Origin of the sequence: Peijinzhouia sedimentorum, from assembly GCF_049340005.1 — a bacterium.
Taxonomy (GTDB): domain Bacteria; phylum Bacteroidota; class Bacteroidia; order Cytophagales; family Cyclobacteriaceae; genus CAXBDP01.
This window is the reverse complement of record NZ_JBMPIY010000006.1, coordinates 1-21,745: the sequence shown is the minus strand read 5'-3', so window position 1 is coordinate 21,745 and position 21,745 is coordinate 1. Positions and strand designations below refer to the sequence as shown.

General features: G+C 38.5%; 18 protein-coding genes. 5 read left to right on the top strand and 13 right to left on the bottom strand.

Annotated features, from left to right (window positions below; all coding sequences use genetic code 11):
- Window positions 1-19: 19 nt before the first annotated feature.
- The 4 genes from ACOXY8_RS09825 to ACOXY8_RS09810 are packed head-to-tail and all read right to left on the bottom strand — an operon-like array spanning window position 20 to window position 6,626.
- Window positions 20-4,339 (bottom strand): CusA/CzcA family heavy metal efflux RND transporter, encoded by a 4,320-nt coding sequence (locus ACOXY8_RS09825; RefSeq protein WP_458331410.1) that lies wholly within the window; start codon window positions 4,337-4,339, stop codon window positions 20-22.
- Between the two features lie 48 nt (window positions 4,340-4,387).
- A complete protein-coding gene (locus ACOXY8_RS09820) occupies window positions 4,388-4,768 on the bottom strand; it encodes a hypothetical protein (protein ID WP_458331409.1) in 381 nt (126 codons plus the stop codon).
- Window positions 4,769-4,821: 53 nt separating this feature from the next.
- Window positions 4,822-5,727: a cation diffusion facilitator family transporter gene (locus tag ACOXY8_RS09815; RefSeq protein ID WP_458331408.1), complete on the bottom strand. Its 906-nt coding sequence runs from the start codon at window positions 5,725-5,727 to the stop codon at window positions 4,822-4,824.
- A gap of 2 nt (window positions 5,728-5,729) precedes the next feature.
- A complete protein-coding gene (locus ACOXY8_RS09810) occupies window positions 5,730-6,626 on the bottom strand; it encodes a DUF72 domain-containing protein (RefSeq protein ID WP_458331407.1) in 897 nt (298 codons plus the stop codon).
- 118 nt (window positions 6,627-6,744) lie between these two features.
- On the opposite strand from ACOXY8_RS09810, the gene ACOXY8_RS09805 reads away from it, so the two are divergent.
- A complete protein-coding gene (locus tag ACOXY8_RS09805) occupies window positions 6,745-7,185 on the top strand; it encodes an SRPBCC family protein (RefSeq protein ID WP_458331406.1) in 441 nt (146 codons plus the stop codon).
- 1 nt (window position 7,186) lies between these two features.
- Here ACOXY8_RS09805 and ACOXY8_RS09800 read toward each other — a convergent pair whose 3' ends face one another.
- Genes ACOXY8_RS09800 through ccoN form a run of 6 tightly spaced genes read right to left on the bottom strand, consistent with a single transcriptional unit; the run spans window position 7,187 to window position 13,081 of the window.
- Window positions 7,187-7,876 (bottom strand): sulfite exporter TauE/SafE family protein, encoded by a 690-nt coding sequence (locus ACOXY8_RS09800; protein ID WP_458331405.1) that lies wholly within the window; start codon window positions 7,874-7,876, stop codon window positions 7,187-7,189.
- Window positions 7,876-8,316, bottom strand: a complete 441-nt coding sequence (locus tag ACOXY8_RS09795; protein ID WP_458331404.1) for a FixH family protein — start codon at window positions 8,314-8,316, stop codon at window positions 7,876-7,878. The genes ACOXY8_RS09800 and ACOXY8_RS09795 overlap by 1 nt, the downstream gene beginning before the upstream one ends.
- Window positions 8,317-8,323: 7 nt before the next feature.
- Window positions 8,324-9,745 carry a cytochrome c oxidase accessory protein CcoG gene (ccoG, locus tag ACOXY8_RS09790; protein WP_458331403.1) on the bottom strand — a complete coding sequence of 474 codons (1,422 nt, stop codon included), beginning with the start codon at window positions 9,743-9,745 and terminating at the stop codon, window positions 8,324-8,326.
- Between the two features lie 23 nt (window positions 9,746-9,768).
- Window positions 9,769-10,767 (bottom strand): cbb3-type cytochrome c oxidase N-terminal domain-containing protein, encoded by a 999-nt coding sequence (locus ACOXY8_RS09785; RefSeq protein WP_458331402.1) that lies wholly within the window; start codon window positions 10,765-10,767, stop codon window positions 9,769-9,771.
- A complete protein-coding gene (locus tag ACOXY8_RS09780) occupies window positions 10,764-10,955 on the bottom strand; it encodes a cytochrome C oxidase Cbb3 (RefSeq protein ID WP_458331401.1) in 192 nt (63 codons plus the stop codon). The genes ACOXY8_RS09785 and ACOXY8_RS09780 overlap by 4 nt, the downstream gene beginning before the upstream one ends.
- A gap of 11 nt (window positions 10,956-10,966) precedes the next feature.
- Window positions 10,967-13,081 carry a cytochrome-c oxidase, cbb3-type subunit I gene (ccoN, locus tag ACOXY8_RS09775; protein ID WP_458331400.1) on the bottom strand — a complete coding sequence of 705 codons (2,115 nt, stop codon included), beginning with the start codon at window positions 13,079-13,081 and terminating at the stop codon, window positions 10,967-10,969.
- A 212-nt stretch (window positions 13,082-13,293) separates the two neighbouring features.
- Between ccoN and ACOXY8_RS09770 the strand changes: the two genes are divergently transcribed.
- Both ACOXY8_RS09770 and ACOXY8_RS09765 read left to right on the top strand, forming a co-directional pair.
- Window positions 13,294-14,559: an aspartyl protease family protein gene (locus ACOXY8_RS09770; RefSeq protein WP_458331399.1), complete on the top strand. Its 1,266-nt coding sequence runs from the start codon at window positions 13,294-13,296 to the stop codon at window positions 14,557-14,559.
- A 71-nt stretch (window positions 14,560-14,630) separates the two neighbouring features.
- On the top strand, window positions 14,631-15,116 hold the full coding sequence (locus ACOXY8_RS09765; RefSeq protein ID WP_458331398.1) for a hypothetical protein: 486 nt from the start codon (window positions 14,631-14,633) through the stop codon (window positions 15,114-15,116).
- Window positions 15,117-15,128: 12 nt separating this feature from the next.
- On the opposite strand, the gene ACOXY8_RS09760 is transcribed toward ACOXY8_RS09765, so the two are convergent.
- Genes ACOXY8_RS09760 through ACOXY8_RS09750 form a run of 3 tightly spaced genes read right to left on the bottom strand, consistent with a single transcriptional unit; the run spans window position 15,129 to window position 19,138 of the window.
- Window positions 15,129-15,689: a DNA-3-methyladenine glycosylase I gene (locus ACOXY8_RS09760; protein ID WP_458331397.1), complete on the bottom strand. Its 561-nt coding sequence runs from the start codon at window positions 15,687-15,689 to the stop codon at window positions 15,129-15,131.
- A gap of 21 nt (window positions 15,690-15,710) precedes the next feature.
- The gene (locus ACOXY8_RS09755) at window positions 15,711-16,772 is read right to left on the bottom strand and encodes an NAD-dependent epimerase (RefSeq protein WP_458331396.1); all 1,062 of its coding nucleotides are present in this window, start codon (window positions 16,770-16,772) and stop codon (window positions 15,711-15,713) included.
- Window positions 16,769-19,138, bottom strand: a complete 2,370-nt coding sequence (locus ACOXY8_RS09750; protein WP_458331395.1) for a polysaccharide biosynthesis tyrosine autokinase — start codon at window positions 19,136-19,138, stop codon at window positions 16,769-16,771. Before ACOXY8_RS09750 ends, ACOXY8_RS09755 begins: the two co-directional genes overlap by 4 nt.
- A 322-nt stretch (window positions 19,139-19,460) precedes the next feature.
- Here ACOXY8_RS09750 and ACOXY8_RS09745 point away from each other — a divergent pair, with 322 nt between their 5' ends.
- Together ACOXY8_RS09745 and ACOXY8_RS09740 are read left to right on the top strand one after the other, a co-directional pair.
- Window positions 19,461-20,426: a GNAT family N-acetyltransferase gene (locus ACOXY8_RS09745; RefSeq protein WP_458331394.1), complete on the top strand. Its 966-nt coding sequence runs from the start codon at window positions 19,461-19,463 to the stop codon at window positions 20,424-20,426.
- A 23-nt stretch (window positions 20,427-20,449) separates the two neighbouring features.
- A complete protein-coding gene (locus ACOXY8_RS09740) occupies window positions 20,450-21,670 on the top strand; it encodes a hypothetical protein (protein WP_458331393.1) in 1,221 nt (406 codons plus the stop codon).
- Window positions 21,671-21,745: the final 75 nt, after the last annotated feature.

Below are 21,745 nucleotides of genomic sequence, written 5' to 3'. Positions count from 1 at the left end.
TGTTTTAGTTTTTTGAATTTCAATTGTTGGTGAAATAGGTCAATTCGGAAGAACTTGAATGATAATCCATAAGGGCTCTCAAATGATCTTCGCTAATTTGCCAATATGTTTTCATTGCTTGCAAATATTCTAAATAGCTGGCCTCGCCTCCTCTAAACTGCCTTTCAGCAATCTCTTGAAGTTGTATCGCTTGTGGCAATCCAGTTTGATTATAGTATGAAAGCCTGTCTCTCAATCGACTTATTTCAATTGATAATTGTTTAAGCTCTTCACCCTTTTCTTTAGTTTGAATACTGAAATCAGCCTCTCTTATTTGCTCATCCACACGAGCCATTTTTATCCGATTAATTGTAGGCTTTGCCCAAAGTGGAATTCCAATCCCTACGTTAAACCCACTCAAACCAGATTCCTGTATTGTTCTATCAGTAATCCTTTGGTTAAAATAACCGACATAAATTGATGGAAATAAATCCGCCTTAGCCAGCTTAGATGTTTGCTTACTCAGTTCGATTTCCAATTTGCTTACCTCTAATGAAGGATGTGAATTGGCATCTATTACTTGCGTTTCAGAATTACCTAAATCCAATTCATCCAAACTATATGGAGGCTTAAAAGGGCCATCTTCAAAAAGTAGTACGGCAAGCTGAGAACTTGCTTTCTCTAGCTGTCGATTGGCTTCTTCCAAGCGTAATTTTGCGTTTTCAAGTTGAGTTTGTGCTGTCAATTCTTCCAAATAAGCAGCTTCACCTGTAGATACTCTTAGCTTGGCTAATCTTTCATAATCCGCCATCATTTGTTGCTGTTTCAAAAGCAATGTCTTCAGATCATGCCAGTACAGCCATTGGATGTAGGCCTTTTGCACCCACACTTTCAGCATAGTTTTTTCCAACTTATTAGAAGCTAGTAAGCGATCCAACTCTGCTTGTGAAACTTTTGCCGATTGAATATACCCTGGAATGGATCCCAAATTTTGCCTGATCTCGAAGAATGGATCTCTTTGGTTAGAATTTATCTGTCCATATTGATAGCCCAATTCCGTTGCTGGCAAATCCCAAGCTGTACCAATTTTCAATTCAGCAGATTCTATTTTCATTATCTGCTGCTGAATGAGTGGATGATTTTTGAGAGCTAATTCGGTAGCCTCCTCTATACTTAATGTCTTTACATCTAAGGTTTGCGCTTGGCTATAAAAACTTGGAATTAAAAAAAGCGGGAGGATAAGCAAAGCTACCGAAGGTCTGTATTTGCTATTCATCCATTGATACAAAATTGGAAGCACAATAAGAGTAAGAATCGTAGAACTGATGAGTCCACCAATTACAACTGTAGCCAATGGGCGTTGAACTTCTGCTCCGCCTGAATTGGATAAAGCCATTGGCAAAAATCCCAAAATATCAGTTGAAGCTGTCATCAAAACTGGTCTCAATCGAATAAGCGACCCATTCACGATAATATCTTTTAGACTCATGTTGCCTTCTTCTTTCAAGTCGTTCATATAATTGATCAGCACTATGCCATTCAATACTGCTACACCGAAAAGAGCAATAAAACCAACTCCCGCTGAAATACTAAAAGGCAAGTCACGTAAATACAATGCAGCCACTCCTCCAATGGCAGATAAAGGAACCGCTGAGAAAATAAGTAGAGCAAAGCGGACTGAACCAAAAGCGAAGTACAATAGCACGATAATTAAAACAAGTGCTAATGGGACTGCAATTGTTAATCTGTCTTTTGCTTCTTTTAAATTTTCAAACTGCCCCCCATAAGTGACATAATAGCCTGGAGCCAAATTCAAATCTGCTTCCAACTTATCTTGTATCTCCTCCACTAGGCTTTCCACATCTCTATTTCGCACATTAATTCCGATAGTAACACGCCTCTTTGTATCCTCCCGCGAAACCTGTAACGGGCCTTCATCTTGTATTAAATCGGCAATTTCAGAGATAGGAATTACTCTGCCATCCGGTGTATTAATTAACAAATCCTCAAAATTTAAATCCATTCTATGGGTACTATCCAAGCGAACGACAAGATCAAATCTTCTTTCCCCTTGAAATATTATCCCAGCTTTAGCTCCAGCAAATGAAGCTTCGATGATTTTATTTACATCTACGACATTGAGTCCATATCTAGCCAAATTTTCCCTGTTATAGCGGATTCTATATTGTTGCATTCCTTCGACTTGCTCAACTTTGATATCCGCTGCTCCATTTACAGTGGCAATAATAGCAGCAGCAGCATCTGCTTTTTCATGCAAAATGTCCATTTCCTCACCGAAAATCTTCACGGCTATATCCGTCTTCACGCCTGTCATCAATTCATTAAATCTCAATTGTATGGGCTGGGTGAAATCGAACTCTATACCGGGTATTTCCGCAAGACTTTCCTTCATCATATTAGCTAAATCTTCACGATTATCAGTACTTGTCCATTCCTCTTTAGGCTTCAAAATAATCATCACATCACCTTCTTCTACAGGCATTGGGTCTGTAGGCACCTCCGCTGTACCAATCTTGGAAATCACTTGAGTCACTTCCGGAAAATCGCGCAATAAAATTTCCTCTGCCATGGTAGAAATCTTCACACTTTGATCGAGTGAACTTCCTGGTGGCAAGGTTATCTGCATTGCCAAATCACCTTCCTCTAATGTTGGAATAAACTCACCGCCCATTCTTGTGAATGTGAAAATCGAAATAAGAAATAACGTAAACGCCAAGCCAACAATAACTCTTGGAAGAGCTAAGGCACGTTCAAGAATTGGTTTATAGAATTTTTGAAGACCTATTACAATCTTATCCGCAAAATTTTCCTTTTCACTTATTTTCTTTTTGAGCACCCATGCAGAAATCATTGGGACATAAGTCAAGCTTAATAGCAAAGCTCCAATCAATGCATAAATTACCGTTTGCGCCATTGGGCGGAACATCTTGCCTTCAATACCTACAAGGGACAAAATCGGCAAAAACACAATCAAAATAATCATGACACCAAATGCTGCTGAACGGAAAATGCGGGAGGTTGAGGACTTTACCACTTCATTCATTTCTGCTCCAGTCAGAGTTTTTCCTTTATGATATACGTGCAAGTTGTATAAGACACTTTCGACCACGATCACTGCGCCATCTATAATAATCCCAAAGTCTATTGCTCCAAGAGACATAAGATTGGCTGAAACACCAGTGGCTTCCATCATGCCCAATGCAAAAAGCATAGAAAGTGGAATTACACTGGAAACTATGAGGCCCGCTCTGAAATTTCCAAGAAACAGAATGAGGATAAATATTACAATCAAGCCACCTTCAATAAGGTTGGCTTTTACCGTGGAAATAGCTCTATTTACGAGTGAACTTCTATCCAAATAAGGCACAATAGTTACACCTTCAGGTAAAGAGAGATTAATCTCTTTTACTCTTTCTTGTACCAAGCCGACTGTTTCCATGGAGTTAGCGCCCTTGAGCATAAAAGCGATTCCACCAACAGCTTCGCCTTTTCCATTTTTAGTCATTGCTCCAAAGCGAGGAGCATGGCCATAAGTGACAGTGGCCACATCACCAACCTTAACAGGAACTCCATTTCGAAGCGTAATAACTACTTCTTTCAAGCTTTCTAGGCTTTCCAGTAATCCTTCTGCACGGATATAATATGCGTTTGGTCCCTTTTGAATATAGGAGCTCCCAGTGTTCTGATTCCCTTTTTCAAGAGCTGTAAACACATCGGTAATACTCAAATCGAAATTTTGGAGTTTAAATGGATCTACACCCACTTCAAATTCCTTCAGATAGCCCCCAAAACTGCCGATTTCGATAATTCCGGGTATCCCACTCAGCCTTCTTTTTACGATCCAATCTTGAATCTCTCGAAGATCCATTGCTGAATATTGACTCTCAAAAGCTGGCTCCACCTCAAGTGAATATTGGTACAGTTCGCCCAATCCTGTGGTAATTGGCATAAGTTCGGGCTCACCAAAATCCGTCGGGATATTTCCTTTGGCTATATTTATCTGCTCAGCAACTAGCTGCCTAGCCGCCAAGGTCTTCATTTTCTCCTCGAAGACAATTGTAACCACCGAAAGCCCATAACGAGAGACAGATCGAATTTCGACGACGTCGGGTAAATTGGCCATCGAAAACTCAAGTGGTTGCGTAATAAATTTCTCAACTTCCTGCGGTGCCAAGGAAGGAGATACAGTAACTACTTGTACTTGATTATTGGTAATATCAGGCACTGCATCTATCGGAATATGAATTAATCCGTAAATGCCCCATGCAATTATACCGCTCACTAATAATAATATAATGAGTCTGTTTCGGATACTAAATCCGAGTATAGAAGAAATCATAATGTATGAATCAGGGTAATGAAAAATTTTAATCTCTATGGTGTGAGATTATACCCTTGGTGGCTGTAGCAAAAAGTTGGATTGGAGAAAGCTATACAATGAATTGTATTTTACTAAATAAGAATCAATTGTAAGCGGAGTGGTTGTTAATTCTACTTCGAATTTATTGAAAATATACGGAGATCCACTAAAGTAACCTCCAATAAACGGTAGTTCTTCTTCATGAGTAGGCTCATAGTGGTCGGAATTTAAACTGTAGTGAAGAACTAAACTTTCCACGAAATTGCTAGCAAGGCCATCATTAGTAACATGACCTTGTAAATGCTTGATCATGCTTGGCACCTTTACTAGCTCAAACGTATTGCCTTTGGGAAGCACGCTTGCCATTAACATCACCACGCAGAAAACTAAGCTAATAATCGATTTCACTTGATTCGAATTTCGGGCAATGTATGAGTAATAATAAAAAAAATCAAAACAAATTATATGCAGTCTGGCTGACCACAATCTTCATCTGCATACTCAACCTCAATTGTTGTGTGATTAATACCAAAACTTGAAGCAATTTTTCGAATAGCGGCTTTCATTTTCACAATTTGCTTTTTTTCTGCAGATTGAGAAACTTTTATATGCAAGGTTAATACGCCATATTGCCCGTCCATGGTCCAAGCATGGATATCGTGGATACTCGTGATCAAATTTGACCCTATTAACTTTTCTTTGAAGCTTTGTTCATCAAAGCTCGCAGGTTTCTTTTGCAAGAATATGGTAACTGTCTTTCCAAAATTTTTGAAGACATTCCACAAAATATAACAGGACAATCCAATGGAAAGTAATGGGTCTAAAACTGGCAAATCGAAGTAAAGCAAAACAATACCTACTATCAGCACTGCTACCCAACCAAGTACATCTTCTAGCAAGTGTAGCATTACTACTCGTTCGTTCAAACTTTCTCCCTTTTTAAGTCTAAGTACCGCTGCTCCATTTACAACAATTCCCAATACAGCTAGCCAAATCATTCCTTCCGCATCAGGCATCGGCGGATCCCATAGCCGTGGTATGGCAAAAAACAAAATGGATAATGAGCCAATTATCAGAATGCTACTATTGATGAACGCAGCTAAAATTGAGAATCTTCTATATCCATAAGTAAAGTCCTTGGTCCGTTTTTTATTTGAGTATTTTTCTAAATACCATGCTAAACCCAAAGAGAAACTATCGCCTAAATCGTGGACAGCGTCTGCTAGAATGGCCATGCTATTAGTCAATAAACCACCTATAATTTCGATAATAGTGAATGATAGATTTAAGAAAAAAGCTATTGATAGGTTTTTTCCTGCATGATGGTGGTGATGATCGTGGTCGCTATGATCGTGGTGATGTCCCATTTTTAGAAAAGATTTCCCTGCTCTCCTTCAATTTCTCTAAAGCTAGGCATAGGCAAATTGATGGATAAATTTTTATTGAGGTTTGTAATCAAATCGATGGCAATATTTGCACAAAGTATTTCTTCGGGCTGGTGTGCAAAAAAATAGATGTCCTTGAGCCCCTTCTCAATCCATAGTTGTAATCTTGCCACCCATTGGTCAATTCTACTAAAGTCTGTTGGATGAAGGGAATTGCCTGTAAAACGCACAAATGCCATATCATTGATAACTCTACTATGCAAAACCTCCCGTACCCCAGCTGTATCAGTTATCACTAAGCAAATGCCCATATCGTTCAGCTCCTTGCTAATTGCTTCAAAATTTTCTTCCTCAAACCATGAGGTATGTCGAAATTCCACAGCTAATTTCGCATCCTTTGGCCATTGACTCAAATAGCGAATGAGCGCTCCTCTCTTCTCTACCGAAAAGCTTGGCGGAAGCTGTAAAAACACCGGACCCAATCTCTGCTCAAAAGCATAGAGCATTTCAAAAAACACTCCTTGCATTGCATGATCAATTCCAAGGTCATTTCGCTGCGAAAAGATTTGTGGAAGCTTGGGACAAAACTTAAAATCTACCGGTGTAAGTGCTGCCCATTTTGTCACTTGCTCCACACTAGGAATTCGATAATAGCTACTATTGAGCTCGATGGAGGTGAATTGACGCGAATAATAATATAGATAGTCCGAAGCTTTAGTTTTGGGCGGGTACAACTTGCCTACAAAACTTTTGTCACCCCAAAGTGGTGCGCCATAATAGAAATTAAATCCCTCACCTTTATTTACAAATCGATTTGCATGATGCTCTGCTGGTAAATCGAAATTCACATTTGAAATATCCTCAAGGTGACCAAACTTCATTTTGTAGATTTATAGTGAAAATGCACGTTGTTTATTGACTCATTGATTTGGACTGAACAAAAGTATCAGTAAATCTATTAAGAAGAAGCTCATTTTTGGCAAATAGTAAAAACAACAGATGAAAATCAAGATTACAACACAAGTAAATTCAGAATGGAAGAATGTAGTCTCAGGCTTTACCGAAGAGCTATTTGTGAAATTAAATCCTCCATTTCCGCCTGTTGTTGTGAAGCAATTTGATGGATGTATTACAGGAGACAAGGTCGTTTTAGAATTGAATTTTCTACTCTTTAGGCAAAATTGGGTTTCGCATATTGTAGAAAGTATTGAGGATGAAAATGGATTCTCATTTGTTGATGTAGGAGTAAAACTGCCCTTTTTCTTATCGCGCTGGAGGCACCATCATATTATAGAAAAGCGGGTGGGTGGTGGAGCCGCAATAATTGACGATATCGAATTTAGCACAGGCACTTTGCTTACTGACTTCCTTTTTTACCCAGTACTTTACGGTCAGTTTTTGTACCGTAAACCCATTTACAAGAAAATATTCAACAAATAAACTAGCAATCTGTAATGCTAGCGTCCGCACCCATAAGCAGGGAAGGACTTACCATTGGAATCCCTAAATCAAGCCCTCGGATGATAAAAATAATACCTAATGCTGCCATAAAATAAGGATATATTTTCACCAAATTGAGAGAGAATTTCTGTTGAAAAAACTTACCAATCGAGGCCGCTAGTAACATCATAGGAAATGTGCCGAGCCCGAAGAAAATCATATAGATCATCCCACCTTCCATTGAGCCAGCCAATGCTGCACCTGCCAAAGCCAAATAAACTAAGCCACAAGGCAAAATCCCATTGAGCATACCTACAGTAAAAGAGGATGAATATCCAGGTTTTTTGATAAACAAACCCATTTTCTTTTTCAGCCAGAAAATTAATTTTGTAGGCAAGGTGTTCCCTCTCTCAAGCCTTTTGGCCAAATAGGGCATGGCAGCAAAGGCAAGGATAAATACACCGGCCAGAATAGATAAAACTTGCTGCAAACCACCGTAAGCTATCAGTTGTCCTAATAAACCAACAAACAAACCAAGGATGGCATAAGTAATTACCCTCCCGCTATTGTACACTAGTTTTCCTTTGAGGAATTTCCTATTGCCCATTACCATACTCAATGGCGCACACATTCCTAGGCAGTGCAAACTGCCCATAATGCCTACTAAAAACCCACTGAGATAATACATCATTATAACACTATTTTTTCTTCGAAATAATAATCTTTCCCTTCGCTATTCCAACTAACCTTCACTCTCCAATAGCCTGCTAAAATTTCTTTGGTATTGTATTTCAACACATCTCCATCCGTTTGATCAAAAGTCAATTGGAAATCAAACTTTCCATCAGAAGGTCTGAAAAATTGAACTACTCCCTTTGTATCCATTGCTAAAGAGGCGGGAGGAAGTTGAAGCTCCAAAATGGCATCAGCCTTTTTATAAATTAAAGCCGCCTTTTCGTCAAGCGCTTGAAGGTTGTTATTACTATCGATTTGTGTTTGAAATTTCAACTCTTGAGCGTAATAATCTTTTGCCACAAGGTTGACATCATACTGAAATGTGATCACCACCAATGTGATAATAAATACTACAAAACCAATATATAGCAAAGCAATTCTCCATCCCCAGCTCATAATTTTATCAATTTACAGGTCCCAAAAAGTTTGTTTTTATAACGTCAATAACTTCATTTTCTCTAAGCACCTCAATTTTAAGTGAAGTTTTAGAGCTTTCAATCATTGATTTTGGAAGATTAAGGAAGAACACTATTTCCTGAAAACCTCCCGCCTTGACCAAGATATTTTCACGGCCAACCATCTCAATTTCTGCGCCTTCAAAATCAACTACTCGAATATCTAATTCCATATCTGAATTAGTTTTGTTGATAAATTGGGCATTGTATAAGTTACTTATTTCGCCTTCTACCCGTTCTTGAAAAAGCTGACCTGGCACTCGTAGCACCGTAGTTTCTACCTCAGTACGGCCAAATAATAGGCTTCCCAGAAAAACAACAAGCACAGTTAAGATCACAGAATAACCGGCAACTCTTGCATTGAATTTGAATTTTTTACCTTCTGATATTGCACTGTGTGAGTCGAATCTGATTAGACCTGTTGGCTTCCCAATTTTAGTCATTACAGTATCGCAAGCATCAATACAAGCAGTACAATTCACGCATTCCAATTGGGTACCATTTCTTATATCAATTCCTGTTGGGCAAGCATGCACACATAGTTTGCAATCAATACAATCGCCAAGTGCAGCATTTGCCTCATCATTTTTCTTGAGTTTTCCTCTAGGCTCACCACGAATCCAATCATAAATGATAACGAAGGAATCGCGAGTAAGTAATACGCCTTGCAAGCGGCCGTATGGGCAAACTGCCACACAAGCTTGCTCTCTGAAATAGCTAAATACCCAGTAGAAAACTCCTGTGAATGCGACCAAGCCAATGAACCCTGCAAGATTTTCAGTTGGAGATTGCGTTACGAGTAATTTCACTTGCTCTACACCTATCAGATAGGCCATTACGGTATGGGCAATTACTATTGAAATTGTCAAGAAAATAAGCTGCTTGAATCCCTTTTTTAGAATTTTCTCTCTATTCCAAGGAGCAGCTGCTAGTTTCCGCTGCATATTCGCATCGCCTTCTATCCAGTATTCGATTTTACGAAAAACCATTTCCATAAAAATGGTTTGTGGGCAAGCCCAACCGCACCAAATCCGACCATAGAGTACGGTAAACAGAATAATGAATACGAAAAGAGTGATGAGAAAAATGGCAAAAAGGAAGAAATCCTGCGGCCAGAAAACTTGCCCAAAAATCACAAACTTACGCTCGAATATATTGAAGAGCATTAAAGGCTGCCCGTCGATTTTTATCCAAGGTGCTCCAAACAGCAATGTGAGCAAAACAACAGCAACTACTGCTCGCCAATTGTGAAAACGCCCAGAAGGCTTCTTTGGATATACCCAAATCCGATTTCCACTTGCATCTACCGTGGCAATGGTATCACGATATTCTTCATCAAACCCATATAAATTATCTGCTGGCTTAGCCATACTGTTTAAACCTCATCGGTTTTTTATTCATTATCCAACACTTCTTCTATTACTTCCTCTGAATTCTCTTCTACTACTTCCTCAGTAGTTTCCCCTTCTTCCGTTACTTCTTCTTCAGTTGCTTCTTCACGAGTATAAATTTGGCCTTCCGGATCTTTGGCATTTGCAGGGTTTGTACCTTCAAGTGTGTAGATATAGCTAGCTACATTTTGCATTTGGCTTGGAGTTAAGCTTGTTTGCCAAGGTATCATCCCTTTTTCTTGCACACCATATTTTATAACTGTGAAAATATCGCTTATACTGCCTCCATGTATCCAATACTGATCAGTCAAATTAGGCCCTATACCACCTTCTCCATTCGCTCCATGACAAACCACACAATTTCTAGTGAAAATTGTAGATCCTTCAGTCAACGCATCTGACGTATTAACAAACTCCACAGTAGTTTCATCCACAAAATCCTCTTCGACAGATGCTAATCTGGATTCCATTTGCTTTGCTGCATCAGCCATTGCCAAATTATACTCCTCCTCTTGCAAAGGCATTACATTAAATACGTGATAAATTAATACGTACACCACTGAGAAGGCGATCGTCAAATAGAATAGATTTGTCCACCAAGGCGGGAGGTGATTGTCTAACTCCCTAATTCCATCATAATCATGATCCAGAAGTATTTCCTCTTCCTCTTCAATAGACTTATCAAAGTGTAGTTTCTCAATCGTTCTTGCCCACCAACTTTCCTTTTCTCCTTCTATAACGGGAGCAAGGCCAGCTGCAGCTCTTTCCTTCGCCTCGTTATCTTTTATTATCAGGTTCATCACCTTTACTATGTAGAAGGCTACTAATAACAATATCAAGACAATAGCCGCCAGAATACCAATAATTGAGAAGAGGACTAGTTCATCCTGACCCAAATTAGATTGAGCATTTACTGGCATTTGAAATAGCAATAGGGCAATAAATGCCGTGCAGTATTTTGCAATAAGGCTATTTGAAAATAACTTATTTATCAAATTCATAGCGGTGATTTTACAGATGATGGAATAGTATCGTCTTCGTTTGGCAAGTTTTCCATTTTAGATATATGTCCTTTATCTAATCGAATAACCCACCAAACGAGACCCATAAAAAAGCTGAAGAAAATAATCAATGATATGATTGGCCAAAGCGCAATTTCATCGATTCGTTCTAGGACTTGCTTGTACATAATTCCTCCTTTTAGTTTTCAGCATTTAACTTGATATCTGCACCCAATCTTTGCAGGTATGCTATCAAGGCAATAATCTCTCTATCTTGTTTGGCTTCTACTCCTGCATCAGACAGGCGCTGAACAATCGCAGCAGACTGCGCATTTATTTCTTCCTCCACTTGATCTTCATGACCCTCTGGGTATGGCACACCTAGTTTTCTCATTACTGTAATTTTAGGTCTGATTTCATCCACAGAGTAAGTGTCTTCCAACAACCAAGGATAAGAAGGCATTAATGAGCCTGGCGACATCGTAGTAGGATCCATCATATGGTAATAGTGCCATGAATCAGGATATTTTTGACCTACTCTGTGGAGATCTGGACCTGTACGCTTAGAGCCCCATAAGAATGGGTGATCATATACGAATTCTCCAGCTTTAGAGTACTCTCCATATCTTTCTGTTTCTGATCTAAATGGCCTTACCATTTGAGAGTGACATGATACACAACCTTCGCGGATATAAATATCTCTACCGTGCAATTCTAGCGATGTGTAAGGCGTCACACTTTCTATAGTTGGCACATTTGATTTTATAAGGAAGGTTGGCACCATTTCGATAATACCACCGATAAGAATAGCAACTAATGCTAGGCTGGTGAATATCACAGGCTTTCTTTCCAATACACTATGCCAGTGGCCACCAACAATTTTCTTTTTCTCGAGTGCAGGTGCTTCAGCATCTTCATTAGCCATGAATTTACCGGACTTGGCAGTCTGCACTAAATTGTAAGTCATGGTGATAGTACCAATCAGGTAAAGGAATCCTCCCAAAGCTCTTAGCATATACATCGGTACAATTTGAATTACCGTTTCTAAGAAATTTGGATATTGGAGCAAGCCTTCATCTGTAAATTGCTTCCACATTAAGCTTTGAGTTAAGCCTGCCACATACAATGGTAATGCATAGAAAATAATACCTAGTGTACCGATCCAAAAGTGGAAATTTGCTAATTTAGTTGAATGTAGTTTGGTTCCCCACATCCTTGGAATCATCCAGTATAGCATGCCAAATGTCAGGAATCCATTCCAGCCAAGACCGCCAATGTGAACGTGAGCGATGATCCAATCTGAAAAGTGAGCGATGGCATTCACATTTTTAAGAGACAACATTGGCCCCTCAAAAGTAGACATACCATAAGCAGTAACTGCCACCACCATAAATTTAAGTACAGGTTCCTCCCGCACTCTATCCCACGCTCCACGCAAAGTAAGTAGGCCATTGAGCATACCCCCCCATGATGGTGCAATTAGCATGATTGAAAAAACAACACCTAGGGTTTGCGCCCAATCAGGAAGCGATGAATATAATAAGTGGTGAGGCCCTGCCCAGATATAAATAAAAATGAGTGACCAAAAGTGAATGATCGAAAGCTTGTATGAGTAAACTGGTCTATTTGCGGCTTTTGGTAAAAAATAATACATCAAGCCCAAAAATGGCGTAGTTAGGAAAAACGCAACCGCATTGTGTCCATACCACCATTGTACAAGAGCATCCTGAACGCCTGCATATATTGAGTAACTCTTGAAACCAGAAACAGGCAACTCAAGAGAATTGACAATATGCAAGACAGCAACTGTTACAAAAGTGGCTATATAGAACCAAATAGCCACATACATATGTCTCTCTCTGCGCTTAAGAATTGTTCCTATCAGGTTTATCCCAAATACAACCCAAACCAAAGCTATGGCAATATCGATAGGCCATTCTAACTCCGCATATTCTTTAGAGGTAGTTAGGCCTAGCGGGAGGGTAATTGCCGCTGCAAGGATAATCAATTGCCAGCCCCAAAAATTAATCCAGCTTAGCTTGTCACTGAACATTCTGGTTTTGAGCAATCTTTGTGCAGAATAATACGTACCTGCAAACATAGCATTACCTACAAAGGCAAAAATTACTGCATTAGTATGTAATGGACGTAACCTACCAAATGTGGTGTAGGGTAAATCAAAATTGAAAATAGGATAAAAGAGCTGTATGGCTATGAGTAAGCCCACCAACATTCCTACTAAACCAAATATTACGGTGGCAATAACAAAGTACTTTACAATCTTATTGTCATACTGAAACTTTTCTATTTGCATAGTGCGATAGCTTGAGGTTTTTAACGGACGCTAAGGTAATTGTCCTATAATGGTACCTAGCTGATAGGGATTGCCCGGAAACATGATTTTTATCAGGTTTCAGAGAACCTATCAGCTTTCAATTGTTAATATAGGAATTGATTAAATTATTATCCACTTTGAGAATGATTTTGTGAGTGAATATTAATGACAAATATTATACTGCCATACTAATGAGAATCCAATTAATGATTATGCGTTTTATTAATAAAAGACTTTTTATCTCATTTTTGCTTGTTGCAGTTTTGACTAAACCCATGTATGCGCAAAACTTAGAGATTGGATTCAAAATCAATGGAAATGAAGATCAAGTAAGCATAAAATTCGAAAATCATAATAATTTGATTGTTGTACCAATAGTCCTTAACAATACACTCCCACTAAAATTTATTCTTGATACTGGCTTAAAAACCGCCATCCTAACAGACCGCTTCTATTCAGACCTTCTCAATGTAAATTATAGTCGGTCGATTCCTGTAGTTGGTGCAGATGGAAATGTACTAGTAGAAGCATTTGTTGCAAATAATGTGACATTGAGTTTACCTGGAATTACAGGGAGAGGACAAACTTTACTTGCCTTAGGTGAGGATTTCCTACAATTAAAAAGCTTTATGGGCTTGGAGATTCACGGAATAATTGGGTACGAGTTATTCCAAAAATATATAGTTGAAATTGACTATGATCAAGAACTGCTCACCTTTTATGAACCAGCATCTTTCAAGCCTCCAAGAGCCTATGAGTCAATAGATATAACAATCGAAGAATTTAAACCTTATATAGAGGCTCAAATTACTCAAAAAGATAATTCAAAAATCAGTGGCAAGTTCCTTATTGATACTGGTGCTAGCATGGCGATTTCGATGGATGTGTCAGCTGATGAAGAAATCTATATCCCTGAAAAAAATATTGAGGCACTTTTGGGTAGAGCTATTGGCGGAGATATTTCTGGTTTTATCTCTCGAACCAAGGAAGTGAAATTCGGTTCATTAGAGTTTTCAGATGTACTCACATCATACCCCAATCCGGGCAGCTACACGGAAGCTTTGAGAATCCCAGGTAGGAAAGGTACAATTGGAGGAAACATCCTTAACCGAGTAAATGTGATTTTTGATTACCCTAACAAGAAGATATATGCGAGGAAAGGTCAATTATACAAAAAGAAGTTCGAGTACAATATGCTTGGGATAGAGGTAATTGCCGAAGGAACAAAGCTCGATAAATTTAGAATTGTGAATGTAGTTGAAACATCTCCGGCAGCTCATAATGGTGTGAAAGAGGGAGATTACATTATTAAAATTAACGGAATTGATGTTGATAATTACAATTTAACAAAAATATCTAATATGTTCCGAGATAGAGAAGGGAGAAGAATTAGATTGAGATTGCGAAGGGGAGATCAGGTTATTAACAAAAAAATGAGACTTAAAAGAATAATTTAAATCAAGCCATTATATGGCTGTCTAATTAAATTCCATTTGTAAATTGTCCTAGATTTACAAACTCATCAAGAATGGATAACACCTCCCTAATTTTTGTTACAATCGATTTTTTTGGCCTTGCCTTGCTATTAGCATCTTGGAAAATGGCGGGAGGAGCAAGAGCTATTTACGCATTTAGCCTTTTCCTATTGAGCTTATTTTTATTATACGAAGGCATTGTTCAAGTTACATTCCTATCCAAAATCCATAAATTAAGTGCAGAACCAAATTTAATCGTTTCCTTGGTTGACAATCTTGTTTCGAACCTAATTTGGAGCATTTTTATCCTGGCAATTTTTCTCATTGCCATTTCTATCGGGCTTCTTAGTAAAGGTAAAGTTGTGAAAATTGCCTCTGTATTTGCCATCCTATTTTTTGTATTTATGGGGCTACTTCTTCCAAGTAGCTTATTACCCTTTTCTATTTTTGGGATTTTTGGTTTACTTTTTATTTACCGCAAAACCTTCGAGCACAACTTTTTCGATGGGATGAAAATTCTGCTAGGAAAGAAGTCTTAAGGTTACCCCAATCTAAGATTTTACCGTGTAGCGGAAACAATCTACTAAGTGGTCATTTACCAGTCCGCAAGCTTGCATGTGCGCATAGATAATCGTAGATCCAACGAATTTGAACCCACGCTTTTTGAGATCTTTGCTCAGTGCATCTGATTCCTTGCTGGTTGCAGGCACTTCGGCTATATTTTTCCACTTATTGACAATTGGCTCGCCATTTACAAAGCCCCAGATATACGCATCAAAGCTGCCAAATTCCTTTTGAACTTCGAGAAATAATTTAGCATTGATTATAGCGGATTGAATTTTAAGTCTGTTCCTAACTATGCCAGGAAATTGCATTAACTCCTCTACCCTTTCCAATGTAAAATTAGCGACTTCAATTGGGTCAAAATTCGCAAATGACTGTCTGTATCCCTCCCGCTTTTTCAATACCGTGGACCAGCTGAGGCCTGCTTGCGCACCTTCGAGAATCAAAAATTCAAAATGGGTTTTATCATCATGAACTGGAACTCCCCATTCTTCGTCATGATATTTTATATATTCTTCGAAACCAAGGCACCAAGGACAGCGATTCATTGGTTTTAATTTTATGGGTTGTTAAGCTTCTTTAAAATATTCTCTATACCATGCTAAGAAATTAGTAACTCCATCGCGAATGGTCGTTTTTGGTCGATAGCCAAGATCCTTTTCCAATTCAGACGCATCTGCATAAGACAAAGCTATATCACCAGGTTGTATAGGCATCAAGTTTTTAATCGCTTTTTTGCCCAACTGCTCTTCAATTTCTTCGATAAAGTCCATTAGGCGAACTGGCGAACTATTGCCAATATTATACACCATGTAAGGTGTATTCACAATATCAGCAGCATAGTTTAGCTTTTCTGCATGTGGATTTTTAGTAGGTGCTTTGTCTAGTACCCTGGTAATTCCCTCTACGATATCGTCCACGTAAGTGAAATCCCTACGCATATCGCCATAGTTGTACACATCGATTGGTTCGCCTGCTAATATTTTCTTGGTGAAAATAAACAAAGCCATATCAGGACGACCCCAAGGGCCATAAACCGTAAAAAATCTCAAACCAGTAGTTGGCACTCTAAAAATATGCGAATACGTGTGCGCCATAAGCTCATTTGCCTTTTTGCTGGCGGCATACAAACTCACAGGAAAATCCACATGCTCCATAGTAGAAAATGGGATGTTCCTTGCTTGGCCATACACACTAGAGCTACTTGCATAGACCAAATGCTTCACATTAAAATGCCTTGCCATTTCCAAAATATGACAAAATCCCAAAATATTACTCTGCATGTAAACTTCAGGATGTGTAAGGCTGTGTCTTACTCCTGCTTGCGCAGCAAGGTTGATTATGTGGTCTATGCCTGCGTCTTGAAATAGCTTTTCCAAATTGTGCTTATCTTCCAATTGAAGCCGGATAAAGCTGAATTTGGGATATTTACTACTATAAACTCTTACATTATATTCAATCTCTTTTGGGTCTATACCTAATTGGATAAGTCTATCCTTTTTCAGCATAGGGTCGTAGTAGTCGTTGATACTATCAAGACCGACTACCTCGTCACCCCTATCTAATAATTTTCTGGAAGTATGAAATCCTATAAATCCGGCTGCACCGGTCACTAATACCTTTTTTATCATGCGTGTTTTCTTCTCCAAAGCCAAGTTCTCTTTTTCACAAGATCAGCTTCATTTACTTCATAGTATTCGCCGTAGCCATAGCCGTAACCATAGCCGTAGCCATAACCATAACCTCTATTTGGCACATAGTCATTATAAACTATCTGGATAGGCCCAGTCAATTGTTTTTCAAACTGCCCATTAATAAAGTCGAGCATTGGCTTCGTGGTATATTTTTGTCGCACCACGTACAATGTCAAATCCGCGTGTTTTATCAATTCCAGAGCATCAGCTACCAAATTCACTGGCGGAGTATCCATTACAATATAATGGTATTTATCCTTTAACTCTTCCAATAAGGCTCTGAATTTATCACTCATCAGCAATTCTGCCGGATTTGGTGGCGCTGGCCCGGAAGGCAGAATATCTAAATTATCAAGCGAAGTAGCATGTACAATATCATCTTTGGAAGCTTCTCCAACCATATAGTCAGTTAGTCCCTTTACTTTGCCAAGACCGAAATCAGTATAGTTCCTTGGTTTGCGTAAATCAAGCCCCATCAGCAAGGTCTTTTTATTCCCAACTGCCAGCACTGAAGCCATGTTCATGGAGCAGAAACTCTTTCCTTCACCACTAACACTAGATGTTACAATAAATACCTTCTTTTCCTTTTCAAGGGCAAAAAACTGCAAATTTGTACGAATAGCTCTGAAGGATTCAGCTACAGGCGATTTAGGGCTTTTGTGCACCACTAAACCATAGCTTAATTCATTGTGGCCAATCATGCCAATTATTGGTATATCTGTGCTTTTTTGAAGTTTGCGGGAGGATTTAATTCGCTCATCCAAAAACTCTTTGAGCAAAATAAACAACAACGGAAGCGCAAGGCCAATACCAATACCCATCAAATAGGTTGCTTCCTTTTTCGGACCAATTCTAGCAAAATATCCTTTGGATGGATCAATAACTTTGTGCGCTGGAATTGTAGCTGCTTTTGATATTTGCGCTTCAGATTTTTTCTGCATCAAGAAGTTGAAGTTGCCTTCATTCAAGCTATACTTGCGTTGAATATTCACATATTCTCGCTCCTGGGCAGGTATAATATTCAATTCCCGATTAGCAATTCCTATTTCGGAGTTCAACTCCCTTAATCTTGTTTCCAGTGGTGCTTTTACATTTCGAACACTTTCCTGCAGTACACTTCGCTTATCAGAGAGCTGTCGTCGCAGATTTACGATGGTAGGGTTGTCGGTATTCGAGCTGGTACTTAAGTTACGAATCCGATTACTCAGTTCGTATATCTCTTGTACCAAACTACTCATAATAGCATCTTCAATACCAGCAGTGGCTGGCGCCAAAATGGATTCAAAATTGTCTGATTCTGTAAGATATCTGTCGAGGTAATCATAATAAGTGATTTGCCTTTGAACCACTTGCCTTTGAGCTTCCTTCTCTTCTATTCGTGAAAAAATTCTTTCTGTTTCTCCACTTAAGTTTGAGAAATTACTCTTTGTTCTGAAATCGCGCATAGCACTTTCCACAAAGGCTAATGAATCACCAATAAGTGCCAACTGCTGATCTATAAATTGTATAGTATTCTCTGCAACTTGATTTTTTTCATTTACCTCCCGCTGCACATATACTTCAATTAATCTATTGATGTAGCGACTATCCTTAGCAAATACTGTGGTATTCATACTTAACTCTACCATTGAGCCATAAGTACTTTTTATTTGTAATCGATTGGCATAGTCACGAGCCATTTTTTCAATATCTCTAGCCGTAACCACCACCTCTTTGCCTATGTAATCTGGAGTAATATCAGTCCAAACAAGAGTTATTCTTCCTCTTGGGAATTCAAATAATTCACCTGACTCCACATCATAAGAGGTGCTTTCTCCTGATACCTTGACTACAAATTTTTCGTTAGGCTGCGGAGTTACAGATATTGGGGCATCGTAAAATGAACTTAGGCCATCAGCATAGTCAATTACGAAAGGCCTTGTTGGGTATAATTCCTTGTCTTTTACATTCCCAACTAGCACATAGTTGATATCAAAATCAAGAGTGCGCAGGGTTTGTTCGGCCATTGTGTATGACTTCAAAATTCCTATTTGATTGTCCATTCGGCGGCTACTACCGCCAAACATATCACCACCCGGAATTACACCTGTATTAATTTCGCTTTCTATAAGTACCGTGGCTTTTACAAGGTACTCATCAATCGCATATCTGTTTTTCACAAATGCAATACCTAGCCCAATACCTATACTTATAATTAGCAGCCACCACCACGATGCAATTATTCCAATTATTTCTTTAAAGTCGATCCCACCGTCATCTTCCGACGACATTGGTGCATTCATAAATTCATCCGATTGCTTCATAAAAATTCGTTAGGGCAAGCAATTGCTTAATTCTGAAAATAAGCTGTGTTAAAGGTCTGAAAAAATCATTAAATATTGTTGATTTGAACCTTTTAGTTCATCTAATCCCTCAATGCGAACGTAAATACGCTACAGAAATTTACAATATCCCTAAATTATTTTCCTTTATTGGCCTTAATATAAGGTAAAATTGAATATTATGCACTTGAACAGCGCTTATGAACACATATTATTCAGTAACGACATATACGTAGAAAACTGGAAAAAATATTTTATAAGCAATGAAAAAAAGATTCTTATAATTCATATACATTAAGCAACAATGACTGAGCTAATAATAAGGGAAGCAAGGCGGGAGGATATTGAGGCTATAGTTTCCTTACAGAAGCAAAGTTTAGGCGAAGGACTTATTCCTAGAAATGAGGCTTTTTGGAATTGGAAACATATCGAAAACCCTTTTGGTGCTTCACCTGTACTGCTCGCTTGGCATGGAGGTCAGCTTGTGGCATTACGAGCATTTATGAACTGGCAATGGAAAATGGGCGACCAAACTTTCCACGCTTTGCGAGCTGTAGATACAGCTACTCACCCCAACTGGCAAGGGAAAGGTTTATTTAAAAAACTGACTTTGCAAATGATTGAAAACCAAAAGCTAAATCAAAAGGACTTTATATTCAATACACCAAATAAACAAAGCTTACCAGGCTATTTGAAAATGGGCTGGGAAGAACTTGCCAAACCAGACCTGAGTATTCGTATTGGTTCACTAATAGGATTTTTAAACTCAAATCAGTTGAATCAGACCATAAAACCTGAATGGAATTTACAGAATATTGACTGGAATGAATTAGATCAATGGCTCGCAAATCAGCTAAATACTGGAATTTACACACCCAAAAACAGCCAATACTTGCAATGGCGTTATGTAAAAATACCTGAATTCAACTATTTTGGATGCTTCACTACAGCAAATGGAGGTGGATTATTGATAGGCCGCATCAAATTAACTTCTAAGTTGCCTGAATTACGTATAACAGAACTGATCGGTACAAATACTTCGTATATCAAAGCTGAACTTAACAAGATGATTAAATTCTTTTCTCCTGCATTTGTTTCTGCTATGATAGGCTTAAATCAGAAAAAGCAATTTCTATTGAAAGGCTCAGGTTTTATTAAAATTCCCAATCTTGGTCCAAAAGTTACTTTGAGAGAAGTTAACTCGCTCCACAAAGAATTGAAGATCAAGGGCAATTGGAGTTGGACTACAGGAGATATGGAATTATTTTGATTTTCCTTTAACTTGCTATCCTTATGAGTCCCGTGGATTTTATATTTATCCCCCTGCTTTTTTTACTTGGCTTTGCTGTAAACCGGCAAATTAAGGCGCGATATCCTTATGCAAGTATCAAAACGCTGGACTTGCTTTTTGCCTTCCACATGGCAATGGCTATTGTGTATTACATTTATGCCAATTTCAATAGCAGCGATAGCAAATATTATCATTACAAGGTTGTTAACAATTTTAGAGGGGAAAATTGGTTTGACTATTTCGAACAAGGAACGGCCTTTATCGAATTTGTAGGTTGGCCATTTATTAAAGTTTTCGGTGTTGGCTACGAAGGTGTCATGATGTTTTTTGCCTTACTTGGTTACGGTGGTATGGCATTTTTCTACTTGCTATTTGTAGAAAATATTCGTTTCAAACATAGTGTCTTTGGGCAATTGCTTTTTCCGCTGATATTGTTTTTGCCCAATATGCACTTTTGGTCGGGTTCTTTCGGAAAAGGCGCAATCATCTTTTTAGGAATTGGAGCTTTCTTTTTCTCGCTGAGTAGAATTTCCTCCCGCTGGATTTTTGCTGTTCTTGGATTAGCTTTAGTTTACTTTGTTCGACCCCATATTGCCTTCATTTTTGTGGCTGCGGCAGGTTTAGCTTTAATGATGGGCAGTAAAGGCATCAAACCAGCTCAAAAAGCAGTTGCATTTTTAGCTTTAACTGTTGTTTTTGCTTTAATCTATGATAAAGTTTTTGCCTACGTAGGCATAGAAGAAGACAACTTTGAGAGTGTGGATGCTTTTGCAGGGAAATATATCTTTGAGCTTAGCAAAGCAGGCTCTTCTGTGGATATCTCCAATTACAATTTGATTCAAAAGATGACCACTTTTATCTACAGACCCCTGTTTTTCGATGCGAATGGGGCTTTAGGACTATTTGTTTCCTTTGAAAATTTGCTTTATGTAATTCTTACTTTTCAAATTTTTAGAGGTGGCTTTTTTACCTTCATTTGGAAAAGTGATTTACTTACAAAAACTTCCCTAATTGCTTTTTTGGCTTCATCTGCTGCATTATCCCAAATCACAGCCAATCTTGGTATTGCTATACGGATGAAAGCCATGATTATGTTTTTACTCCTATTTGTCGTCCTTAAATATATGGATTACAAAAAGCATAAAGTTCGGCAAATTCGCTGGAGAAGATATCTCAAACAGATTCGCATGAAAAAACAAGAGCTAAGCATGAGTAAAATTTAATCGGGTAGGAGAAACGGGATTAGTTCCCGTTTCGACCTCCCACACCACCGTACGTACCGTTCGGTATACGGCGGT

Bases quoted from the DNA above. Each gene is read 5' to 3' on its own strand.
- ccoN (WP_458331400.1), bottom strand. From the start codon at position 13,081: ATGCAAATAGAAAAGTTTCAGTATGACAATAAGATTGTAAAGTACTTT.
- ccoG (WP_458331403.1), bottom strand. From the start codon at position 9,745: ATGGCTAAGCCAGCAGATAATTTATATGGGTTTGATGAAGAATATCGT.
- ACOXY8_RS09800 (WP_458331405.1), bottom strand. From the start codon at position 7,876: ATGATGTATTATCTCAGTGGGTTTTTAGTAGGCATTATGGGCAGTTTG.
- ACOXY8_RS09825 (WP_458331410.1), bottom strand. From the start codon at position 4,339: ATGATTTCTTCTATACTCGGATTTAGTATCCGAAACAGACTCATTATA.
- ACOXY8_RS09750 (WP_458331395.1), bottom strand. From the start codon at position 19,138: ATGAAGCAATCGGATGAATTTATGAATGCACCAATGTCGTCGGAAGAT.
- ACOXY8_RS09770 (WP_458331399.1), top strand. From the start codon at position 13,294: ATGAGAATCCAATTAATGATTATGCGTTTTATTAATAAAAGACTTTTT.
- ACOXY8_RS09755 (WP_458331396.1), bottom strand. From the start codon at position 16,772: ATGATAAAAAAGGTATTAGTGACCGGTGCAGCCGGATTTATAGGATTT.
- ACOXY8_RS09780 (WP_458331401.1), bottom strand. From the start codon at position 10,955: ATGTACAAGCAAGTCCTAGAACGAATCGATGAAATTGCGCTTTGGCCA.
- ACOXY8_RS09810 (WP_458331407.1), bottom strand. From the start codon at position 6,626: ATGAAGTTTGGTCACCTTGAGGATATTTCAAATGTGAATTTCGATTTA.
- ACOXY8_RS09760 (WP_458331397.1), bottom strand. From the start codon at position 15,689: ATGAATCGCTGTCCTTGGTGCCTTGGTTTCGAAGAATATATAAAATAT.
- ACOXY8_RS09785 (WP_458331402.1), bottom strand. From the start codon at position 10,767: ATGAATTTGATAAATAAGTTATTTTCAAATAGCCTTATTGCAAAATAC.
- ACOXY8_RS09765 (WP_458331398.1), top strand. From the start codon at position 14,631: ATGGATAACACCTCCCTAATTTTTGTTACAATCGATTTTTTTGGCCTT.
- ACOXY8_RS09795 (WP_458331404.1), bottom strand. From the start codon at position 8,316: ATGAGCTGGGGATGGAGAATTGCTTTGCTATATATTGGTTTTGTAGTA.
- ACOXY8_RS09740 (WP_458331393.1), top strand. From the start codon at position 20,450: ATGAGTCCCGTGGATTTTATATTTATCCCCCTGCTTTTTTTACTTGGC.
- ACOXY8_RS09805 (WP_458331406.1), top strand. From the start codon at position 6,745: ATGAAAATCAAGATTACAACACAAGTAAATTCAGAATGGAAGAATGTA.
- ACOXY8_RS09815 (WP_458331408.1), bottom strand. From the start codon at position 5,727: ATGGGACATCACCACGATCATAGCGACCACGATCATCACCACCATCAT.
- ACOXY8_RS09745 (WP_458331394.1), top strand. From the start codon at position 19,461: ATGACTGAGCTAATAATAAGGGAAGCAAGGCGGGAGGATATTGAGGCT.